Origin of the sequence: Sinorhizobium chiapasense (assembly GCF_045277575.1) — a bacterium.
Classification (GTDB): domain Bacteria; phylum Pseudomonadota; class Alphaproteobacteria; order Rhizobiales; family Rhizobiaceae; genus Ensifer; species Ensifer chiapasense_A.
The window spans coordinates 3,745,185-3,764,139 of sequence record NZ_CP144205.1 but is presented as its reverse complement, the minus strand read 5'-3'; the positions used below and the strand labels follow the sequence as shown (position 1 = coordinate 3,764,139).

Annotated in this window: 26 protein-coding genes; 16 read left to right on the top strand and 10 right to left on the bottom strand. The window is 61.1% G+C overall.

What is annotated here, in order from left to right; translation table 11 throughout:
* Positions 1-22 precede the first annotated feature (22 nt).
* The 3 genes from QM996_RS18055 to QM996_RS18045 all read right to left on the bottom strand — a co-directional run bounded on the left by QM996_RS18055 (position 23) and on the right by QM996_RS18045 (position 2,237).
* Positions 23-160, bottom strand: a complete 138-nt coding sequence (locus tag QM996_RS18055) for a DUF1127 domain-containing protein (protein WP_173515153.1) — start codon at positions 158-160, stop codon at positions 23-25.
* Positions 161-604: 444 nt separating this feature from the next.
* Complete coding sequence (locus tag QM996_RS18050; protein WP_500268604.1) at positions 605-1,459, bottom strand: prephenate dehydratase; 855 nt, start codon at positions 1,457-1,459, stop codon at positions 605-607.
* Positions 1,460-1,478: 19 nt separating this feature from the next.
* A complete protein-coding gene (locus QM996_RS18045; protein ID WP_500268603.1) occupies positions 1,479-2,237 on the bottom strand; it encodes a 3-deoxy-manno-octulosonate cytidylyltransferase family protein in 759 nt (252 codons plus the stop codon).
* Positions 2,238-2,393: 156 nt separating this feature from the next.
* Between QM996_RS18045 and QM996_RS18040 the strand changes: the two genes are divergently transcribed.
* Entirely contained in the window at positions 2,394-3,020 is a 627-nt protein-coding gene (locus QM996_RS18040) for a c-type cytochrome (protein ID WP_500268602.1), read from the top strand.
* A gap of 145 nt (positions 3,021-3,165) precedes the next feature.
* Here QM996_RS18040 and QM996_RS18035 read toward each other — a convergent pair whose 3' ends face one another.
* On the bottom strand, positions 3,166-4,110 hold the full coding sequence (locus tag QM996_RS18035) for an AEC family transporter (protein WP_500268601.1): 945 nt from the start codon (positions 4,108-4,110) through the stop codon (positions 3,166-3,168).
* A gap of 131 nt (positions 4,111-4,241) precedes the next feature.
* Between QM996_RS18035 and QM996_RS18030 the strand changes: the two genes are divergently transcribed.
* Positions 4,242-4,514: a BON domain-containing protein gene (locus QM996_RS18030; protein ID WP_500268600.1), complete on the top strand. Its 273-nt coding sequence runs from the start codon at positions 4,242-4,244 to the stop codon at positions 4,512-4,514.
* A 346-nt stretch (positions 4,515-4,860) separates the two neighbouring features.
* Positions 4,861-6,057 carry an MFS transporter gene (cml, locus tag QM996_RS18025; RefSeq protein WP_500268599.1) on the top strand — a complete coding sequence of 399 codons (1,197 nt, stop codon included), beginning with the start codon at positions 4,861-4,863 and terminating at the stop codon, positions 6,055-6,057.
* 173 nt (positions 6,058-6,230) lie between these two features.
* Here cml and QM996_RS18020 read toward each other — a convergent pair whose 3' ends face one another.
* Positions 6,231-6,716, bottom strand: coding sequence for an SRPBCC family protein (locus tag QM996_RS18020; protein ID WP_500268598.1), 486 nt, complete (start codon positions 6,714-6,716; stop codon positions 6,231-6,233).
* Between the two features lies 1 nt (position 6,717).
* Positions 6,718-7,050 (bottom strand): ArsR/SmtB family transcription factor, encoded by a 333-nt coding sequence (locus tag QM996_RS18015; protein WP_500268597.1) that lies wholly within the window; start codon positions 7,048-7,050, stop codon positions 6,718-6,720.
* Positions 7,051-7,238: 188 nt separating this feature from the next.
* Between QM996_RS18015 and QM996_RS18010 the strand changes: the two genes are divergently transcribed.
* Positions 7,239-7,661: a DUF6636 domain-containing protein gene (locus tag QM996_RS18010; RefSeq protein WP_500268596.1), complete on the top strand. Its 423-nt coding sequence runs from the start codon at positions 7,239-7,241 to the stop codon at positions 7,659-7,661.
* A gap of 12 nt (positions 7,662-7,673) precedes the next feature.
* Here QM996_RS18010 and QM996_RS18005 read toward each other — a convergent pair whose 3' ends face one another.
* On the bottom strand, positions 7,674-8,027 hold the full coding sequence (locus tag QM996_RS18005) for a MerR family transcriptional regulator (protein WP_500268595.1): 354 nt from the start codon (positions 8,025-8,027) through the stop codon (positions 7,674-7,676).
* Positions 8,028-8,118: 91 nt separating this feature from the next.
* On the opposite strand from QM996_RS18005, the gene QM996_RS18000 reads away from it, so the two are divergent.
* Positions 8,119-8,934, top strand: a complete 816-nt coding sequence (locus QM996_RS18000; protein ID WP_500268594.1) for an aminotransferase class IV family protein — start codon at positions 8,119-8,121, stop codon at positions 8,932-8,934.
* 49 nt (positions 8,935-8,983) lie between these two features.
* Here the strand turns inward: QM996_RS18000 and QM996_RS17995 are convergent, their stop codons facing one another.
* The 3 genes from QM996_RS17995 to QM996_RS17985 all read right to left on the bottom strand — a co-directional run bounded on the left by QM996_RS17995 (position 8,984) and on the right by QM996_RS17985 (position 11,081).
* On the bottom strand, positions 8,984-9,622 hold the full coding sequence (locus QM996_RS17995) for a class I SAM-dependent methyltransferase (protein ID WP_500268593.1): 639 nt from the start codon (positions 9,620-9,622) through the stop codon (positions 8,984-8,986).
* 170 nt (positions 9,623-9,792) lie between these two features.
* Complete coding sequence (locus QM996_RS17990; RefSeq protein WP_500268592.1) at positions 9,793-10,650, bottom strand: sigma-70 family RNA polymerase sigma factor family protein; 858 nt, start codon at positions 10,648-10,650, stop codon at positions 9,793-9,795.
* A 125-nt stretch (positions 10,651-10,775) separates the two neighbouring features.
* Positions 10,776-11,081, bottom strand: coding sequence for an antibiotic biosynthesis monooxygenase family protein (locus QM996_RS17985; RefSeq protein ID WP_500268591.1), 306 nt, complete (start codon positions 11,079-11,081; stop codon positions 10,776-10,778).
* A 432-nt stretch (positions 11,082-11,513) separates the two neighbouring features.
* Here QM996_RS17985 and QM996_RS17980 point away from each other — a divergent pair, with 432 nt between their 5' ends.
* From QM996_RS17980 to QM996_RS17930, 11 genes are all read left to right on the top strand, one after another.
* Positions 11,514-12,686, top strand: a complete 1,173-nt coding sequence (locus QM996_RS17980; RefSeq protein ID WP_500268590.1) for a tyrosine-type recombinase/integrase — start codon at positions 11,514-11,516, stop codon at positions 12,684-12,686.
* 85 nt (positions 12,687-12,771) lie between these two features.
* Positions 12,772-13,032, top strand: coding sequence for a helix-turn-helix transcriptional regulator (locus tag QM996_RS17975; RefSeq protein WP_500268589.1), 261 nt, complete (start codon positions 12,772-12,774; stop codon positions 13,030-13,032).
* Between the two features lie 236 nt (positions 13,033-13,268).
* Positions 13,269-14,999: a YfjI family protein gene (locus QM996_RS17970; RefSeq protein ID WP_500268588.1), complete on the top strand. Its 1,731-nt coding sequence runs from the start codon at positions 13,269-13,271 to the stop codon at positions 14,997-14,999.
* Positions 15,000-15,160: 161 nt separating this feature from the next.
* Positions 15,161-15,355 carry a hypothetical protein gene (locus QM996_RS17965; RefSeq protein ID WP_500268587.1) on the top strand — a complete coding sequence of 65 codons (195 nt, stop codon included), beginning with the start codon at positions 15,161-15,163 and terminating at the stop codon, positions 15,353-15,355.
* Positions 15,352-15,807, top strand: coding sequence for a hypothetical protein (locus tag QM996_RS17960; protein WP_500268586.1), 456 nt, complete (start codon positions 15,352-15,354; stop codon positions 15,805-15,807). The genes QM996_RS17965 and QM996_RS17960 overlap by 4 nt, the downstream gene beginning before the upstream one ends.
* A 568-nt stretch (positions 15,808-16,375) precedes the next feature.
* Positions 16,376-16,906 (top strand): hypothetical protein, encoded by a 531-nt coding sequence (locus tag QM996_RS17955; protein ID WP_500268585.1) that lies wholly within the window; start codon positions 16,376-16,378, stop codon positions 16,904-16,906.
* A gap of 2 nt (positions 16,907-16,908) precedes the next feature.
* Positions 16,909-17,484 (top strand): hypothetical protein, encoded by a 576-nt coding sequence (locus QM996_RS17950; protein ID WP_500268584.1) that lies wholly within the window; start codon positions 16,909-16,911, stop codon positions 17,482-17,484.
* Positions 17,474-17,656: a hypothetical protein gene (locus QM996_RS17945; RefSeq protein ID WP_500268583.1), complete on the top strand. Its 183-nt coding sequence runs from the start codon at positions 17,474-17,476 to the stop codon at positions 17,654-17,656. Before QM996_RS17950 ends, QM996_RS17945 begins: the two co-directional genes overlap by 11 nt.
* A complete protein-coding gene (locus QM996_RS17940) occupies positions 17,649-18,170 on the top strand; it encodes an HK97 family phage prohead protease (RefSeq protein WP_500268582.1) in 522 nt (173 codons plus the stop codon). Before QM996_RS17945 ends, QM996_RS17940 begins: the two co-directional genes overlap by 8 nt.
* A gap of 144 nt (positions 18,171-18,314) precedes the next feature.
* Positions 18,315-18,656, top strand: coding sequence for a P27 family phage terminase small subunit (locus tag QM996_RS17935; RefSeq protein ID WP_500268581.1), 342 nt, complete (start codon positions 18,315-18,317; stop codon positions 18,654-18,656).
* Positions 18,657-18,718: 62 nt separating this feature from the next.
* Complete coding sequence (locus QM996_RS17930) at positions 18,719-18,931, top strand: hypothetical protein (RefSeq protein ID WP_500268580.1); 213 nt, start codon at positions 18,719-18,721, stop codon at positions 18,929-18,931.
* The last annotated feature ends 24 nt before the right edge of the window (positions 18,932-18,955 follow it).

The window sequence follows — 18,955 nt, the reverse complement described above, 5'->3', positions numbered from 1 at the left end:
CGGGATGCGCGAATGGTACGGATTAGCGGCCGTAGACGGCGGCGTGAATCTGCGAACGGGACAGACCGATATCGCTCAGTGCATGGTCGTCGAGAGCATTCAGTTCGCGGATCGCACGGCGGGTCTTCGCATATTCCATGATCTTCTGACGGATCTTCATCTTTAACACTCCTTACTTGAACGGACGTCAGATAGGCATTTGCCTAAATTTTGTGTACCGCCGCGATTGCAAGTTAGGCATGCGCCAGACGCGTAGCCGGTTAACGAATATTTGCCGCCTTCGTCAGCGGCGATGAGATCGCGAAGCCAATGACTCGCACCGGAAATCCGGGCGAAATTCACCTGCCGCAAGCAATCACAAATTTAGCAGAAATCGTTAGCCAGCCTGCAGTCAGGAAGGCGCTGGACGCGGCGGCAGGACCAAGCATAGGCTATAACTGGTCAGAAATGAGGCATTTCCAGACCTTGTTCGCCCGTCGCACCGAGGCACGAGGAGAGGCGCCGATGAGCCGCATGCTCTCTTCGAGCCACAGAACGAGCGAGGGCACTCGTTCAACGCGTGCCCCCACTTCAGAGGTTTCTTGAACCGGTGGAACGGCTTGGCTCAGAGAACGCCGCGCATCGGATGCGCCTTGTAGGTGCCGAGGATGCGCACCTTCTCGGAGAAGAAGCGAAGCTCATCCATGGCGTGACGCACGCCGATATCATCCGGATGCCCTTCGATGTCGGCATAGAACTGCGTGGCCACGAACTTGCCACCGAGCTGATAGCTTTCGAGCTTCGTCATGTTGATGCCATTGGTCGCGAAACCGCCCATCGCCTTGTAGAGTGCGGCCGGAATGTTGCGGACATTGAAGACGAAGGTGGTGATGATCAACTCGTCGTCGCTGCTACGCGCAATGTGCTGTTCCTCGCGGGAAAGCACGACGAAGCGGGTGACGTTGCTTTCGGTGTCCTCGACATTCTCGGCGACGATCTCGAGGCCATAGAGGTCGGCGGCAAGCCGCGGCGCAAGCGCCGCCATCGAGCGGTCGCCTTTTTCGGAGACGAGCTTTGCCGCACCGGCCGTGTCGCCGGCGACAACCGGCTTCCAGCCATTGGCGCGCACGATCTTGCGGCACTGGCCGAGCGCGTGGATGTGGCTGTGGACCGTGCGGATTTCATCCCGCGTCACGCCGGGCAGCACCATCAGCTGGAAGCGGATCGGCATGAAATATTCGCCGACGATGTGCAGCCGCGATTCCGGCAAGAGGTGATGGATGTCGGCGACGCGGCCGGCGATCGTATTCTCGATCGGGATCATGGCGAGATCGGCGTCACCGTTCTCGACTGCGACGAAGGCATCCTCGAAGGTCTGGCAGGGCAACGGCTCCATCGACGGGAACATGTCGCGGCAGGCCATGTCGGAATTGGCGCCGTAGTCGCCCTGGAAGGAAATCCTGTTGGTCTTGACGGTCACTGTAGCTTCCTTCTCAGGCTTATTCGGGGTGGCGGGCGGAAAGGATACGGCGGGCTTTTTCCAGCTCCACCGGCGTGTCGACGCCGAGCGGAACCGAATCGACGATCTCGACATCGATGCGCATGCCGGCTTCGAGCGCGCGTAGCTGCTCGAGCGATTCGCGGCGCTCCAAGGTGGAGGGCTGAAGCGCGACGAAGCGCTCCAGCGCCCGGCGGCGATAGGCATAGAGGCCGATGTGATGATAAAGCGGGCCCTGACCGTAAGGCGCGGTCGCGCGGGTAAAATAAAGTGCGCGCAGCCGCGATTCGCTGAGCGGCGAGCCGACGACCTTGACGATGTTCGGGTTGGTCTTTTCGCCCTCTTCGGTGATTGGCACCGTCAACGTCGCGATATCGGTGCCGGGGTTTTCAAGCGGGTTCAACGCGGCGCGGATCGACGCAGGCTCGACCGTCGGCAGATCACCCTGCACGTTGATGACGATCTCGGCTTCGCCATCCGGGTCGGCCTTCAGCAGCGCCTCGTAGATCCGGTCGGAACCGGACTGGTGGTCGATGCGGGTCATCATCGCTTCGAAGCCGGCCGCGCGCACCACGTCGAAGACCTGCTGATCGTCGACGGCGACGACGACCCGGCCGACATCCGCTTCCCTGGCGCGGGTGGCAACCTGAACGATCATCGGCAGGCCGCAAATGTCGGCGAGCGGCTTTCCGGGCAGGCGTGTCGAGGCCATGCGCGCCGGAATGAGCACGATGGCTTTACCTGAATTTTCGCGATTCATGATCTGGCCTTCAAAAACCCCGCTGAAAGTGTCAATAAGTCTCAGTTAGGGGCCGATAATCACTGTTGCAACGCAGAGCCAAAAGACATAGGTTCCGCGCGATTTCAAGATAGGCCGGGTTTTTGTTTGCGCCGGTGGCAAAGGGAGCGTTTGCAGATGAATTCATATGTGAACATGGGCGTGGGTGCCTTTCTGGGGACGGTCTTCGTTCTGATGTCCGTGTCCATTGCATCGGAAGGCATTTTCCATTCCGAAGCTCCCGAGAAGGAAGGCTTCACGATCGTCGCCGAAGAAGGCACGGCTGAAGCCGATGCCGGCGGTGGCGGCGAAGAAGCCGAAGTCGATATCAAGCCGCTGCTCCTCAAGGCCGATGCATCTGCCGGTGCTGCCGTGTTCAAGAAGTGCGCAAGCTGTCATACCGCCGAGAAGGGCGGTCCGAACAAGGTCGGGCCGAACCTTTGGGGCGTCGTCAACCGTCCGATCGCCTCGCATGAGGGCTTCAGCTACTCGGCCGGCATGAAGACCTTCTCCGAAGGTGGCAAGGTCAACTGGGACTACGACCACCTCAGCTTCTTCATCGAAGCCCCGAAGAAGCATGTTCCGGGCACCGCCATGGGCTTTGCCGGTCTCAAGAAGCCGGATGAGCGCGCCAACCTGATCGCCTGGCTGCGCGAGCAGGCCGATTCTCCGGCTCCGCTGCCGGATGCTGCTGGCGGCGCTGCCGAAGGCCAGGCCGCTCCGGAATCCAAGCCTGCCGAAGGCCAGCCGGCACCGGCGCAATAAGCTTAGCGGCTGAAAACAGCCCCTTCAAAAGGCCCGGCTCGCGCCGGGCCTTTTTGCATCTGCACGGCACGGTGACGCCATGCACCCAGGCTGAAGAAGATTTCACTCCTCCCGAGGGAAGCACTCTCCCGAATTTCCGGAGCAGTTACACCAGCAGATAGGCCCAGACCGAAACGCTGATGACGCCGAGCGCGGTCGTCAATGTAATCGTCGAGGAGGCGAGCGCGTGGCCGACGTTGAAATGGTTGGCGATCAGCCAGGCGTTCACGCCTGTCGGAACCGCCGATGTCAGCACCAGCGCCGTTGTCCAGTTGTCGTTGAGGCCAAGCAGGTGGCAGCTGGTGAAGACGACCCCCGGCATGATGAGGAGCTTCAGAACGCTTGTAAAAGAGGCGAGGCCGAGATTGCCGGCAAGGCCGTATTTGTCGAGCGCCATGCCGATCGAGACCAGCGCCGCCGGTGCCGCCATCGAGGCAAGCTGGTCGACAACGGTCTTCACCGGTCCGCCGAGCGGCTGGCCGATGAGATGAAAGGCAGCGCCGCAAGCAAGCCCGATCACCAGCGGATTGCGCAGCAGATTGCGGCCGACGCCGGCGAGAAGCTGCAACGGGTTTTGACCTGGCTTGCCGCTCGTGCGGCGCTCGGCACGCTCCATCAGCAGCGTGCCGGCGATCATCATCACAGGCAGATGGACCGACAGCAGGATCGAAATCGCGACAATGCCCTCCTCGCCGACGATGCGCGAGACCAGCGGCAGACCGATGAACACGGTGTTGGCGAAGGCCGAGGAGACGCCGGCCAATACGCCCATGCGCGCGTCGCGGCCGAAAATGAGCATTGCCGCCAGATGTCCGACCGTCCAGGTTACCGCGACGCCGGAGAAATAGGCGACCCAGAGCGGCCACGGCGAACCGTCCTTGAAATCGGCCTCCGCAATCGTGCGGAACAGCAGAATGGGAACCGCGACGCGAAAGACGAAATCCCCGAGCGCCTCGCCGACAGCCGGTTTCAGATAGCCTGACCGAACCAAAAGCCAGCCGGCAAGGATCAGAATGAAGATGGGCAGGACGTTCTGGAAAATGTCGGACATGCGCGGGCCTTGGGATGGGACTGCCAGCAATAACCGGGTTCACGCCAGGACCACAAGCGCGCGGCGGCAGCCGTTTTGAAGGGAACCTTCGCAAGACGACAGGCGTTCGGAAAGAGCATGAGGAAGGTGCCATGCCGCCAGAGAAGCCCATTTACGCCCACAGGGATGACGATCCGCATCTGACGGATGACGCGCTCGCCGACAAGGTGCTGCGTTTCATCGGCTATGCGACGATGATCGACACCAGCGCAGTCTCCGTGATGGCACTCGGCGAGATCGTGGTGCTGACCGGTGTGGTGCCGAGTGAGGCGGACGTCATCTGCGCCGGCGATGCGGCAGCATCGGTGGCCGGTGTCGCCAGCGTCGAGAACCGGCTGACCGCGAGGCCGAGCGCGACAGACTAAGTCGAAAGCCAAATCTCCTTCCACATTTCCCCAGGACAACTCCCGGGCGAAACGCTATCGATCCATCCGCAGACGCGATTCGAACGGAAGTTGGAAATGGGGCTGAGGGCCAAGGTCATCGCGTGACGCGCGGCCGGGTTGTTGAAACCTGACCCGGATGTTAAGCAGGTCGCCGTTTGATCGATAAAGTTACTTTGGATGAGCGCATGAGGACCGACGAGTCAGCAACCCGATAAGCCGCAACAACGGTTCAAAAGTTGTTGCGGCGTCTGTCGGCTCATACTCCCAAGATCGATGAAATGGCAGATCGCCGCCGAATGTTATCCATTTGCGCGGATGTTTCATCATGCCCGATCATAACTCACCCACCTGGTCCCATAGGCTGCCGGCGGCGCTGCTGCTGATGGCGCCCTTCGATATCCTGGCGTCACTTGCCATGGACATCTATCTGCCAGTCGTGCCTCAGATGCCTCGTATTCTCGGCACATCGCCGGCAATCGTCCAATTGACGCTCAGCCTCTACATGCTCGTGCTGGGCTTGGGACAGGTTCTCTTCGGCCCGCTTTCCGACCGCGTCGGCCGCCGTCCGGTGCTTCTCGGTGGCGCGACTTTGTTTGCACTGACGTCATTGCTGCTGGCGGTCACCACCTCGGCACCGGTCTTCGTGGCACTTCGGCTCGTGCAAGCGGCGGGCGCCTCGGCGGCGCTGGTCGCGACTTTCGCGACGGTGCGGGACGTCTATGGCGCCCGTCCGGAAGGCGTCACCATCTACGGCCTTTTCGGCGCCATGCTCTCCTTCGTTCCGGCGTTCGGACCGATTGCCGGCGCGCTGATATCAGGCGTCTTCGGCTGGCGGGCGATCTTCCTGACCCTCGGCCTGCTCGGCCTTGCGGCACTCGGCCAGGCGCTGCCGCGCTGGTCGGAAACCCGGCCCGTCCCCTCCGACAACGGGAAGCTGAGCTTCGCGCCTGTTCTCAGGAGCGGCGCGTTCTGGACCTATACGCTCGGCTTCAGCACGGCGATGGGCGCGTTCTTCGTGTTCTTCTCGACCGCGCCTCGCCTGCTCATCGATCGCGCCGGCTATTCGCAACTCGGCTTCAGCCTGGCCTTTGCGACGGCGGCAGGGGTGATGATCCTGACCACGCGCTTCGCCAAAGGCTTCGTCGCCCGCTACGGGATCCCGGGCTGCCTCGTGCGCGGCATGGCGGTGCTGATGTCCGGCGGGCTCCTGTTTGCCGTCGGCGAAGCCCTCACTACCCCCTCGTTCGTAAGCTTCGTGCTGCCCATGTGGGTGATCGCCGTCGGCATCGTCATGACCGCCTCGGTGACCGCGAACGGTGCGCTGAAGGCCTTCGATGCGATCGCCGGAACGGCGGTGGCGCTCTACTTCTGCATCCAAAGCCTGATCGTCGCCCTCGTCGGCACCGGCGCCGTGCTGCTTCTCAGGGGCGATACGGCCTGGCCGCTCGTCGGCTATTGCCTGGCCATGCCTGCAGTCACGCTGCTGGCGCTGGCGCTCCTGAACCGACGTGAAAGGCAATAGCTCAACGTGCCTCCCGGAGCGATTGCCCGCTCCGGGAGGCATTCAGCCGACCGGTCCGGCTGCCGGCAAGACGAGAAGATGCCCCTTGACCTCGCCCTTGGGGCAGGCCCTGCCTTGTCCGGCAGCGCGCGAGCTCTGCGTCATCGCGCACCACGACCTGCTCGGCATTGTTATTAGAAATCATGATCCAGTGTCTGCTGCTCGACGAGGCGGGCCAGCTGCTCCGCCACCGTCCCCCAGCCGTCGTGGAACCCCATCTCCTCGTGCATGTCGCGATCGGCCTTGCTCCGGTGCATCACATGGGCGGCATATTGTGTTCCGGCCGGATGATCGCTGAGCGTGATGATGGCCGTCATGAAGGCATTTTCCGCCGGCCGCCAGCCAGCGACCAACGTGTCCGTGAAGACGATGCGCGAGAGTTCGTCCACCGCCAGGAAGCACGCGTTGATATGCGGCACGAAATCGCCGCCGCCTTCGCTGATCCGGGTCACGAAGCTGCCGCCGGGCTTCAGGTCCATGTCGATCACCTTGCATAGTGCCGGCGCCGGAACCCACCATTGCTCAAGCCGTTTGCGGTCGGTCCAGGCGCGCCAGACCGTGGAACGAGGCGCCTTGATGATGCGCGCCATCGTCAGGTCGAGATCAGGATCTGCGGGCATGTCATTCCTCCTCGTGTTCAGTGACGAATTTTTCCAGCCGGTCGGCTCGACCCTCCCACAGTGCGCGCTGCGCCGAGAGCCAGGTCTCGACCACGGCGAACTGCGCCTTCTCGATGGCGCAGGTGCGCACCCGGCCTTGCTTGTGCGTGCGGATCAGGCCGCTGCCTTCCAGGAAGTGGATGTGCTTCATGAAGGATGGCAGGGCCATGTCGAAGGGTCTGGCGAGATCGCTGATGCTCGCCGGGCCGCCGCCAAGCCGCGCCAGCACGGCGCGCCGGGTCGGATCGGCGAGCGCCTGAAAGATCACGTCCAATCGTTCTGAATACTGTTCCATAAGGCTAAGTATCACGAGCAGACACTTAGCGCAATGGCTAACTATTGAAACTCGACCCGGAGCCAACTTGTCACTCGCGCCGCGCCGTCGACTGCGGGTCGAGAACCGAGACCGTTTCCCCATTCCCGCAGATATGTTTTACTCGCTGCACTTCGCGAGATCGACACGGGTCAGGGGCCAAAGCTCGAATGATGCGCTTTCTTGTATTCGCGGTCGCCGCGCTCATCGCATTCGACGGAAATGCGGCAGAGCAGAACTTCCCCGCCGATGGCGGTCTGATCTATTTCAACATGCCGACCGGCAATATCGGTTGCCAATACACGCCAGCCGGTGGCTCCGATGTCTATGTCCCGGAGGACGGCGGCCCGGAACTTGGCTGCGACCGCATCGAACCGACCTTTCAGAGGTTCATTCTGGGAAAGGCGGGCAAGGCCCGACGCTTCCAGAGCGCCGGCGATACAGCATGCTGCGACGGCTCACATATCCTGAGCTACGGCAACAGCTGGAAGAAGGGGCCGTTTAGCTGTCGGTCCAGCAAAACTGGGCTTAGCTGCGTGCGCAGTGACGGCCACGGTTTTTATATCAGTCGATCGAGGACCGACGTCTATTAGAGCGGCAGAAGATCAGCGCTCGCCGATCTCCTGCAGAAAAGTCTCCAGCACGCTGCGGCTCTGTGCCAGCTTTTCCGCCTTTTCTTCCACGAGGCGAATCTGTTGGCGCAGGGTAACGCGCAATTCGTCGCAGGGTTCAAAGATCGGGCCTTCGCCGCGCACGCAGGGCAGGAACTGCAGGATCGTCGCAAGGGTCATGCCGCCGGCACCCAGGAGCTTGATGCGCTCGACGGTTCTCACCTCCGCCAGATCGTAGTCGCGATAGCCGCTTCTTGTGCGCCCTGGCTTCAAAAGCCCTTCGGTCTCGTAGTAACGCAGCATCCTTATGCTGACGCCGGTGCGTTTCGACAGCTCGCCTATTTTCATTCCATTCCCTTCGCCGTGCCCTTGACTCTGACAGCGCTGTCAGACCTTAGACCTGTTGGCTCCTTCATGTGAACACACCAGGAGCAAGAACGTGACGCACGAAACCAGCCTCTATCCGGCAGCGCTCAACGGCCGCCCGGCCAATGTTGCCGACCTTATCCCCTTGGCCTTTGCCGGCTTCGCGCACTTCACCGCGATCCAGGTCAGGGATCGCAAGATCAGAGGCCTGGACCTGCATCTGGAACGTCTCAACAAAGCCTCGCTCGCCTTCTTCGGCCGTGCATTGCCCGACGAGGATCTGCGCGTCCACATCAGACAGGCGATCGACGCCGGTCCCGCGGACCAGTCGCTGACGGTCACGGTCTTTTCGCCGCACGGCGAATTCACACCGGGCAGCATGGATGTGGAGCCCGCAGTTCTGGTGCGCACCGCAGCCCCTTCGAATGGCCCGGCCGGGCCGCTGCGGCTCGCGGTGGTGGAACATGAGCGGCCGCTTGCCAATTTCAAGCATGTCGGCGAATCCGGAAAAACCTACTATCTGCATCAGGCCGTGCGCGACGGCTTCGACGACGCCGCCTTCATTGATCGGCGTGGACGCCTCAGCGAAGCAACGATCTGGAATCTCGTCTTCTGGGACGGCGAAGCGGTCATCTGGCCCAAGGCCGCGATGTTGACCGGCATGATGATGGGCACCGTTCGGCGGCAACTCGAGCGCCTCGGCGTGCCGCAGCGCCACGAGGAGATCACCCTTAGCCGGCTCAAGGAGTTTTCCGGTGCGGCGGTCATGAATTCGTGGACACCGGGTATCGCGGTGACCGTGATCGGCTCGACCGCGATCCCGGAAGCGAAGACATTCCTGGACCTATTGCATGCGGCGCATGGGGCCGAGCCGGCCGAGTCCGTTTAGATCTGTTGAGATTGGCCGAGGCGGGCCAATCGCGCCGCCGCGGCCCGCCTCACCGCTTGCGGGCGACGATATAGGGACGATTGTCGTTGCCCTTCGTCGCGTCGTTTTCAATCTTCAGAATCTCGAAACCCGCGGCCGTGATCTCTTGTCTCAGTTCGATCTGCCTGAAAATTCCGGCATGGGGCGCTTTTCCGAGTGCCCGCATCGCCGGCAACAACACCAGACGGATCAGCGGGTTCATCTCTCCGACACAGGGCGTCTTGGAGATAAACAGTCCCCTCGAGGCGAGCAGGGCATGGATGTTGCCAAGCGTGCCTGAGAGGTCGCGCACGAGATGGAGATAGTTGAAGCCCAGAACCGCATCGTATTGCACGCGCTCGGCGGCAAGCGCTTCGGCCGTCGCCGTGCGAAAGGCGAGGTTCGGCACCAGGTCGACGCCGGACCTCTCGCTCGCAATTGCGATCATCGCGGCGGAAAAATCGGTCGCAAGATAGTCCCGGACATCGCCCGCGAGGCGAAACGCCATTGTCCCCGTGCCGCAACCGAGTTCCAGCACGCGGTCATCCGGCAGAAGCAGAGCGCGGGTGCGGTCGAGCGTGCGCTCATATCCGGCCGGGTCCGCGATCGCGCCCTTGGCGTATCGCCGCGACGTCCGGTCCCAGAAACGTGCATCGCTCGCGGTGCTCATGCAGGCTGCCCCCAGATCGCGACCAGATCTCCTCGGCACCGTGGTCGAAGCCGGAGCCATGCCGGACAAGCAAATCCCGCCAAGCTCCAACGGCCCCAAAGAAGATCCGCGTTACCGCGCAGTCGTCAACAAATGGCGGAGAACAGATCGTCGATCGGCCGAGGAGCCTCTCAAGCCAGACGAACCCAATCGACGGTTTCAAGCACATAGGGGGCGAAGAGAAAGTCGCGGATCGCGGCAATCTCGTCTTGGCGCCAGTCGAGAAGGACGAAATGCGCCGGCTTCTCCATGGGGCCGCCGCTGTCGAAAACCAGCATCACCGGGCGGCCCTCGATCGCTCCGAGCGCGAAACGCCACCTCGTCTCTTCGGCATAACGGGTGAAATAGCGGCCAATGCCCTCGCGGCCCTGCAGCCTCAGCCTGTTGACCAGCTCGAGCTTGACGTCTTCGGCCAGCATGGCGCGGATCGTGTCGAAGTCGCCGCCCTGGAACAGGCGCACATAGGTCGCCATCTTCTGCCGGTTGGCATCGGACATCAGCGGCAGCCGCACATCGTCCGGGCGCTCCGCCAGTTGCCGGAGCGCCGCCCGCCCGCGCTGAAGCGCTGATTTGGCCGCCGCCGGCGTGCAGCCGGCAATATCGGCGATTTCTTCGACCGAGTGCCCGAGCACGTCCTTGAGGATCACGGCGCAGCGCTGGAGTTCGGGCAGTTGCAGGAAGGTTTGAAAGCCGACCGCAACGATGTCCGCTTCAGGCAAGGGTGCGTCTTCCATGTCATCGAGCAGCGGAACGACCTTGTGCCGGGATCGACGGCGCAGGAAATCGAGACTGGTATTGTGAGCGATACGAAGCAGCCAGCCTTCGAGGTTGCCCACCACCGCGCCTTCCGCCCGCGCCTGCAGGGCCTTGATGAGCGTATCCTGCAGCACGTCCTCGCCGTCCACGGCCGAGCCGGTCATGCGCGCGCAATAGCGATGCAGCCGCGGCCTCAACTCCGCCAGGCGATCCTCGAAGTCATCCACGTTCATGTATCGAGCTCCATTGGCGCATCTCCAAGTGTCAGCCCATCGGCGACGGCGGCACGATAGCGCGGGTGCGAGAGAATGTCCGCCGCCTTCCGGCCGCGTCAACGGGCGCCGGCGGCGGATCAATATCACCTGTTATCGCTGAACACGGCCTCCCCCAGGATCGACTCGAGGCTTGCCAGTTCGAGGATCTGCGGGAAACACGCCTTCATCCGGACATCGGCCCGCATCGCCTCGACGGCCGCGGGCGTTTCCCATTCCGAGTAGATGATGACGCTGGTCCCGTCCTTGGCGGCGATCAGCCTGCTCGTCCGCCAGCCGCCGAGGGTGCTGATCACGGTTTCGATGTTGCGCTTCAGGAGCGCGATCAGTTGCGCCTGCTTGGCGGGTTCGACCTTCAGCAGATTGACGAGGGTGACAGGTTCGGTGGTCATTGGGTCTTCTCCTCTGTTGCGGATGCAGCAAAGACGAAATGGAGAAGCCAAACGGATCGCGGCGAGCGAAATTTTTCGGTGGGCCGGTTCAGGAGCCAAAGCAGATCGATATTCTCGCCGGACAACCGGCCTTCACACCACCATTTCCGGTATACTCCCTTAGCAGGGGAGCGCCTTCGACCCCTTGTCCGGCCAGCGATGATCGATAGGAGAAACCCGCGACGTTTGACGATGCAGGGGGCGACGAGACACGGATCGCCGCTGGATCGCATTGGGTGACATCCGAAAATAATGGGAAAGAAATGGCGGACAGAGAGTCCGCCCCGGTAGTGACAATACGGAAAATACGGCAGAAATACTTGGTTTTTATCGCTATTCTCACTACCTTCCTTATCTGCTTTAGGCCAAATTTTATGTCAGGAAAACGAGCGAATGGCGAAGCATAAGTTGTCGGAGAAGGAGTGCAAGGCGCTAGCCGAGCCAGGGATCTATGGAGATGGTGACGGCCTGCACCTCAGGGTGCGCCCAGGCGGTAGCAAGCAATGGCTCTTCATCTATCGATGGCAAGGCAAGCGCGCCGAACTTGGCCTGGGTGGCTACGGCAGCGGCACGGCTCCTGTTTCGCTGGCACTGGCCAGGGCCAAAGCTGAAACAATCCGCGACCAGCTTGCTCGCGGGGAAGATCCTAAGGCTGACCGCAAGGCTGAGGCACCAAAGACCTTTGCCGACGTCATGGAAGACGTCATCAAGGTGAAGGAGGCGAGTTTCCGCAACGCCAAACACAAGGCTCAATGGCGGATGACGCTGGACACGTATGCCAAGCCTCTGCACGCCAAGCCGATTGCCATAGTAACCCGCGACGACGTCCTCGAAACCCTCAAGCCCATCTGGACGAAAATTCCGGAGACCGCTGACCGTACTCGAATGCGAATCGCTGCCGTGCTCGACCATGCCAAGGCACGCGGCCTGTTTACCGGAGACAACCCGGCAGATTGGCGCGGCGGATTGAAGGAACTGCTACCGGCCCGCCAGAAGCTCACCAGAGGCCATCATGCGGCGGTAAGCTATAGCGAGATACCCGCCACGATGAAGGCGCTGCGCGAGTCGTCTGCGGTCTCGGCGCGCGCCGTGGAGTTCTCGGCTCTCTGCGCTTCCCGCTCCGGCGAGGTTCGCGGTGCCGTGCGATCGGAGTTCGATCTGGAAGCAGCGCTTTGGGTGATACCGCCAGAGAGAATGAAGGCTGGCCGTGAGCATCGCGTGCCGCTGTCCGACCGCGCCGTTGAAATCGTTAAAGCGCAGCTACAGAGAGCAACTGGCGATCTTGTCTTTGAGGGCGGCAACGAGGGCCGGCCCATCAGCGACACAGCCATGACCAAGAGCCTCCGGGCCGCCTCCCCCGACAAGGATGCGACGCTCCATGGCCTGAGATCGAGCTTCAGAGACTGGTGCGGCGACCATACCGAGCACCCCCGCGAAGTCGCCGAAGCGGCCTTGGCGCACGTTCTTAGCGACAAGACAGAGGCGGCCTATCGGAGATCCGATGCCCTCGAAAAACGCCGCAAGCTGATGAATGATTGGGGAGAATACTGCCAAAGCGCGAAATAATCGCATTTTCTCTATTGGCGATATTGACTGATTTGTAAAAACTCATTAGTGTGCGTCACTCATTTTTGGACGCACGTATCCATTCATGAGTATGGCATCTTTTTTACAAACCTGTCAATCCCTGTGGAGGAAAAAAATGCAAGTTGCAGCAAACGACAATCGACCCCGCCTCATGACTCCTAAAGAGGCGGCTAATGCAACCACATTCTCCCGCACTATGCTTGCGCTACTTTCCGATGCTGGGAAGTTCCCGCTGCCAGTGCCGTTGGGGGAGCGGAGAATTGCCTACGTCCGTGCAGAAGTTGAAGCGTGGATCGACGCACGCATCGCATGTCGCGCGGCATAAAAGGAGAACCATGAAAATCATATCACTCAAAGCCGCCCCGCCAGGGAGCGGCAACACCGTCGCACGCTTCGACGCGGAAATCGCGCCGGGGGTCCGAGCGTACGGTCTAAAACTAGTCCAATCGCGTTCAGGCCTGCGCGTTTTCGGTCCATCCATCGCCGGCGGCTCCGCCGTCACCTTCGCCCCTGAAGTCGCCAATAGACTCGCCGCAATCGCCGAGAGGGAAGTCGCCCGATATGACAGCAGCAGCCAAGCAGCCTAAAACCTACCATCTCCTCGAGATGGCGCAGAGCCGTTATGGTGGAACGTTTGAGGGCCCCTGGCTGAAAGCCGCCACCGTCAAGGGCCAACCCACCGACCTTTACGTCGCCGGAACAGGCGGCACGACAATCGTCGTCGGAAAAACGGAAGGTGAGTACACCACCAAGGAGTTGACGCTTTTTGTCTGCATGGAAATGGATCTCCCCCTGCAGACCTTTGCTAAGCGGGCCGCTGATCCGCACGCCAACGACAACCGACCGCAGCCAGTTGACTTGTGGGACCGCGTATCCAAGCCGCCGTTGCCCGCCTACCTGCTGCCTGACGTGATTGCCGAGTTTGCCGAGATCCAGGGCGATCTCATGGGCGCCGACCCAGCGGGCTTGGCAATGGCAGCCTTGGCGACCTGCGCGGCTGCGATACCGGACGCAATCGAAATCCGTCCGAAAGAGCATGATCCGTCATGGACGGAAGCAGCGCGCCTATGGGTCGCGTTGGTTGGCTTGCCGTCGACCATGAAGTCACCAGTGATCGCCGCAGCAACGCGACCGCTGAAAGCGCTCGACGCCAATCTTTACCGCGAATTCGCGGAAGCCAAAGCGACTTATGACGAGTTACCGAAGGATGAGCGCAAGGATGTATCCGCGCCCCGCCACACGCGACTGCGCCTGGAAGACACTACGATTGAGGCCGCCCAGGAGGTTCTGAGGGACAGCCCTGACGGCGTACTCCTGATTCAGGATGAGCTGAGCGGCTGGTTTGGCAGCATGGAAAAGTACTCCGGTGGCGGCCGTGGTTCGGCGAAAGACCGGGCGTTTTGGCTGCAGTCGTTTAACGGCGGCCAGTACACGGTCAACAGGGTTGGCCGCGGGGCGTCGGTCATTCAGAATCTTTCCATATCCTTGGTGGGGGGCATTCAGCCCGAGCCTATCCGCGCAATTGCGCGAGACATGCACGACGACGGACTGCTTCAGCGTCTGTTTCCAATCGTCTTGCGACCAGGCAAGCTGGGCAAAGATGTTCCAATGCCTGACGTGCTGGGCAGGTATGCGGAACTTGTCGAGCGGCTGACACACCTTCGCAAGCCGCTGCGCGGCGGCATGCAAGAGGTTCCGATACGGTTCTCGCCAGCCGCACAGCGCGTCTGGCAGGAGGTCACGAGCCGTAACTACGAGCTGGCAACAGGGTGGGAATCGGTGAACGTCAAACTCGCCGCGCACTGCGGAAAGTTTAATGGCATGTTCGCGCGGCTCTGCCTTGTCTGGCATTGCATCGAAGCGAAAGGCGAGCGGCCGGCGTCAGCCATCAACGAAGACGTGGCGTTGCGCGTCCGCGACTTTCTGTATGGCTTCCTCTACCCACACGCGATCGCGTTCTACACGGACGTCATCGGACTATCCGGACAGCAGGACGCGGTTCTGGCGACGGCTGGGCACATCCTTGCCAAGGGTCTTCACAAGATATCGCTTCGCGACATGAAGCGGGGTGACACCATCATGCGCGCGCTTGATCCCCAGCAAGCCGAAGCCGTCATGCAGCAGCTCGACGCATTCGGTTGGCTCACTCCTGTTCCTTCATTGCGAAAGGACAGCAAGGAATGGGCGGTCGATACCCGGGTTTTTGAGATCTACGCTGAGCGCGCCGAAGAAGAGAAAGACCGCCGCGAGAATGTCAGAGAGATCATCAGAGACGCACTAAAGGTTGCATAGACACCCGAACTGCAAGTGTCCGAACTGTCCCTTGCGCGCGTGGAATGTAACCAAGATAGAGGTGAATTTCTTCTATTCTGAATGTTTGCCTCGCCCGCGCAAGGGACACTCTGGACGCTTGCAGCACCTTTAGAACTCAAACATCAAGAGGAGCCGTAGGAATGAATGAAGTGATCCCGCTTACCGAACAAGTCAAAGCCCGCCACCCCGATACAGGACGGCTAGTTACCGTTGTTGGCGTCGACGTCTCATCTGCACTAGGCCCGAAGCTGGTTGTGCTGCACCGCGGCCCGAACGGTATCTTCGCCGAGTTGGTCGACTATGCAGATGAGCTCAACTCGGCGGCCAGCGCATGAACAGCCAAGCCCGCAAGAACATCCGGCAGGCCTTTCCCGTCATCACGTTCGGCTCGCGTGAATGGGAAGTGACGCAGGCAGCGGCGGAATGGGTTCAATCTGGTGAAACAAATTGTTCCACCAGCCTAGCCCAACTCGACCTCCTTGAAATCGCCCGACGTTGCCTTGTGGACGGCGAGACGCTCGAGGCAGTCGGCGAGGCTGGACCATACGGCACGGCAGCCCAGCAGCGCGCCTGGGCGGCGGGAAGGCTTGCGGCGGCGTGTCATGCCATCCACATGGCTGAAGCACTAAAGGCGGAACGGCAGGCTGCTGCGGCCAGCATCGCATACCTCACAAAGAAGGTGGAACTCCAATATGCAGAAATACGGGCGGCCGCGCGTTACAAGGATATCAATGTACCGTTTCGCGAACCTCGCCGGCAGAAGGTAGTTGATTGGGACGCGGCCTAAATCATTGAACAATTTAGACTGGCATCAATAGTATTGGTCGAAATGTACCAAAAGCGCCGAGTTCCATACGGTATATATGAGGGGGTCGGAAATTTTCGGCCGCCTCATGTGCTTTTTCGTGGCGCGGTGCTGCGTACTCTTATGAGAGGAATGGCCATCGCCACCGAAATCATTGAACAATTTCGATTGACGTCAATGGTTTTCGCCGAAATGGCCACAAAACGCAGTTTCGTGGAGTATATATATGAGAGGGTGGAAATTGCGCTCTGCGATACTCCAGACCTTTCGTTTGATTTTCCTACGCTTTCTAGGTTGGCATTTATAAAACGCCCCATCTGGACCTCTCAAACAGTCCCAGGTCCCCAAGTAGTGGGAAGACATTCACAAGTTTCAGCCCGCCGCGTGCGGGCTTTTTCTTTCCTCGCGACGCCGGATGAACGCGCGCGAGTATACCTTCGGCCTTAGCTCCATTAGGCCGAACGATAGGCCCGACCGCGGCAGCAACGATCGCGGTCGGGTTTATTTTTGCCGCCTCACAAGCAATTTGCACAATAAACAGGAGGCCACCGTGGCCACATTAAACGCTGCCATCGCTGCGCTGGAGCGACGCGTTGGTTTTTCTGCACCTCGAGCGCGGGTCGTCGCGCGTCATCTCCGTGAACAAGGATTACTGCCCGCCGGTGCGCCTGGCGTTGCGCCGAGCCTTGATCTCGACGATTTCACCAATCTTTTGATTGCACTCGCTGCCGACGTTCCGCTGCATCAGTCGGCCGACGCGGTACGCACGTATCGCAGCCTGACGCCTGGGGGCGCTGACGTGTCCCGCGCACCTGCGTCCGTGCCGCACAACGCTGGCGAAGAGATCGACGCCATTTCCAGTTTAGCCGCCGACGGCAATGGTGATGTCCGAGGCGTCAAGCTCGAATTTGTAACCAACTGGCCGGAAGTCGCCCTGCACTGGCACGACGGGAGCATCAGCCGCTTTCGAGAGCTCGGCGCGCTTGCTGCTGTTTGGGGCGCCGGCGGCCATCGACGCTCCACCAGCATCAGTGTCGCGGCTCTAGCCGACGCAATCAAAGAAACATTCAAGGGAGCCTGACAATGGCAGTTTTCAAGAAATCCTCGCCGGCCGCTGAGCCTTTTCGAGTGCCCTCGCTCGCATCGGATCCGGAGTATGGCGTGCATCACGCCAAGCAGGCCGAACTCCACCAGAGGCGCGGCGAGGTTGCGGCCGAGCGTCGTGAAGTAGAACGGCAGATCACTGAGGCTCCTGCTCCAGTGTTTAGGCCGGGTGTCGCCGCACTTCTCGGCGAAGCCGCTGACGGCACCACCAACCTGCGAACCCGCCTCACGGAACTCACTGCTCTGGAACGCGACATCGACGCGGCCCTCGAGGAGGTGCGCAGGCGTCTCTCCATTGCACGATCGGCTGCGAGCATGCGAATCTGTGATGCCGTAAAGCCCGAATATGGAAGGCGCGTCGCCAACGTTTGCCGTGCGTTAGAAGCAGTCGCCGAGGCTCGCGCAGAGTTCGAGGAGCTTAGAGACCAGTTCGAGCGTGAAGATATCGCTTGGTCGCGGCTCGTCCCGTTCTCACCCACCTTCCTTGGCGATCCACGCGATGGGCATATCGCGCGCTATCTTAAGGAAGCGAAGGAGGCCGGCTATGTCGATTGAGCGCGCCACCAAGAAAAGCGCAAAGGCAACGCGCAGTGTTACGCTGCCAGGCAAGCGGGCCGCCTACCTCAGCACAGACCCCGTCGACATCGCGCGTGAGCTTCGGGCTAAGTCGCGCCTGGGGCAGCGAGAGGCCAAGTTGGCTGCCGCGGAGGCCAAGCTGCGTGGCTGAGCAAATCTCTGGCTACGCAGCCAACTTCAATTCTCCCACCACCATCGCTGGTGAGTTTCGAGAGATGCTGGCTCCAGGCTGTTTCACCCGCACCCTCAGGGAAAACCCCGACGTTCTTGCCGTCCTCGATCATGATTTCGGCCGTATTCTTGGTCGCACAACGGCTGGCACCCTTGAGCTCAAAGAGGATAGCACTGGCCTGTGGTTCAACCTGCTGCCCGACCCGACCACACCAAGCGGCCAAGAGGCCATCGGGACAGTGCGGCGGGGAGACGTGAAGGGCTGCAGCTTCTCGTTCCGGGTGCGGGCCGAGCGATGGGAAGATGGCGGTGATCGGCTACCCCTCCGTATCCTCGAGGATGTAGACCTGTACGAGGTCACACTTACCGGCGTACCGGCGTATCCTACGACCACGGCAAGCCTACGCGTCGACGGCAGCGCGAACGCAACCTCATCGGCCATCAAGGCAAGGGCCGAGGCTAAGATGCTAGCCAGAGGCATCCCCCTCGCCTGACCGGGAGGGGGTGGAGTCATCCTTCCGGCCGCCGGCAGCGCATACCGGTGCTGCCCCACAGCGCGCATTTGTGATGCCCCGGTTGCCTAAAAAATCCGACCGGCCGCAGGCCCCCATTTTCAAGGATTCTGATAGGAGAAGACGGTGGCAAAATCACCGAAAACGCCGCCATATCTGCGGCCAGAGACACAGAAATGGTTTAAATCGGTGCTCGCCGACTTCGATCTTGATGGCCATCACGTGCGCCTTCTGACGCTTGCGGCCGAGGCTCTGGATCAAGCAAAGACGGCCCGCGAGGTACTAGACCGCGACGGGCAGACCTACACCGACCGCTTCGGCCAGCCAAAAGCTCGACCTGAGGTCGATATTCTACAGAACGCGCGCATATCGTTTGCCAGGCTCATTCGAGAGCTCGCACTGGATGGCGTCGACGCGCCAGAAGCGCCGCGCGGGCCGAGAACGGCCGACTACGGGAGTCGTCGCTGATGCCGGTTCGCCGTAGGACAAACCGTCGCCACGCTGGCGAGGCTGAAGCGTGGGCAGGATACATGATGTCTGGCTTCGATTTCTTCGATGAACTTAGCGCTATCGGCCTCACCGAGGAAACCGCCTGGCCGATAGCTGAAGCCACATGGCGACGCATCGGCCAGGATGTTATCGCGCACATCGATCGCCTCCATGAGGGGTACTACCCACCTCCCCGCCCGTTCTGGGCCGAAGAGGAATTCGGGCCGCCCAGTGCCCGCAAACGCTTGCGATAAGGGCGCGCCGCCTTTGTCTCCAGC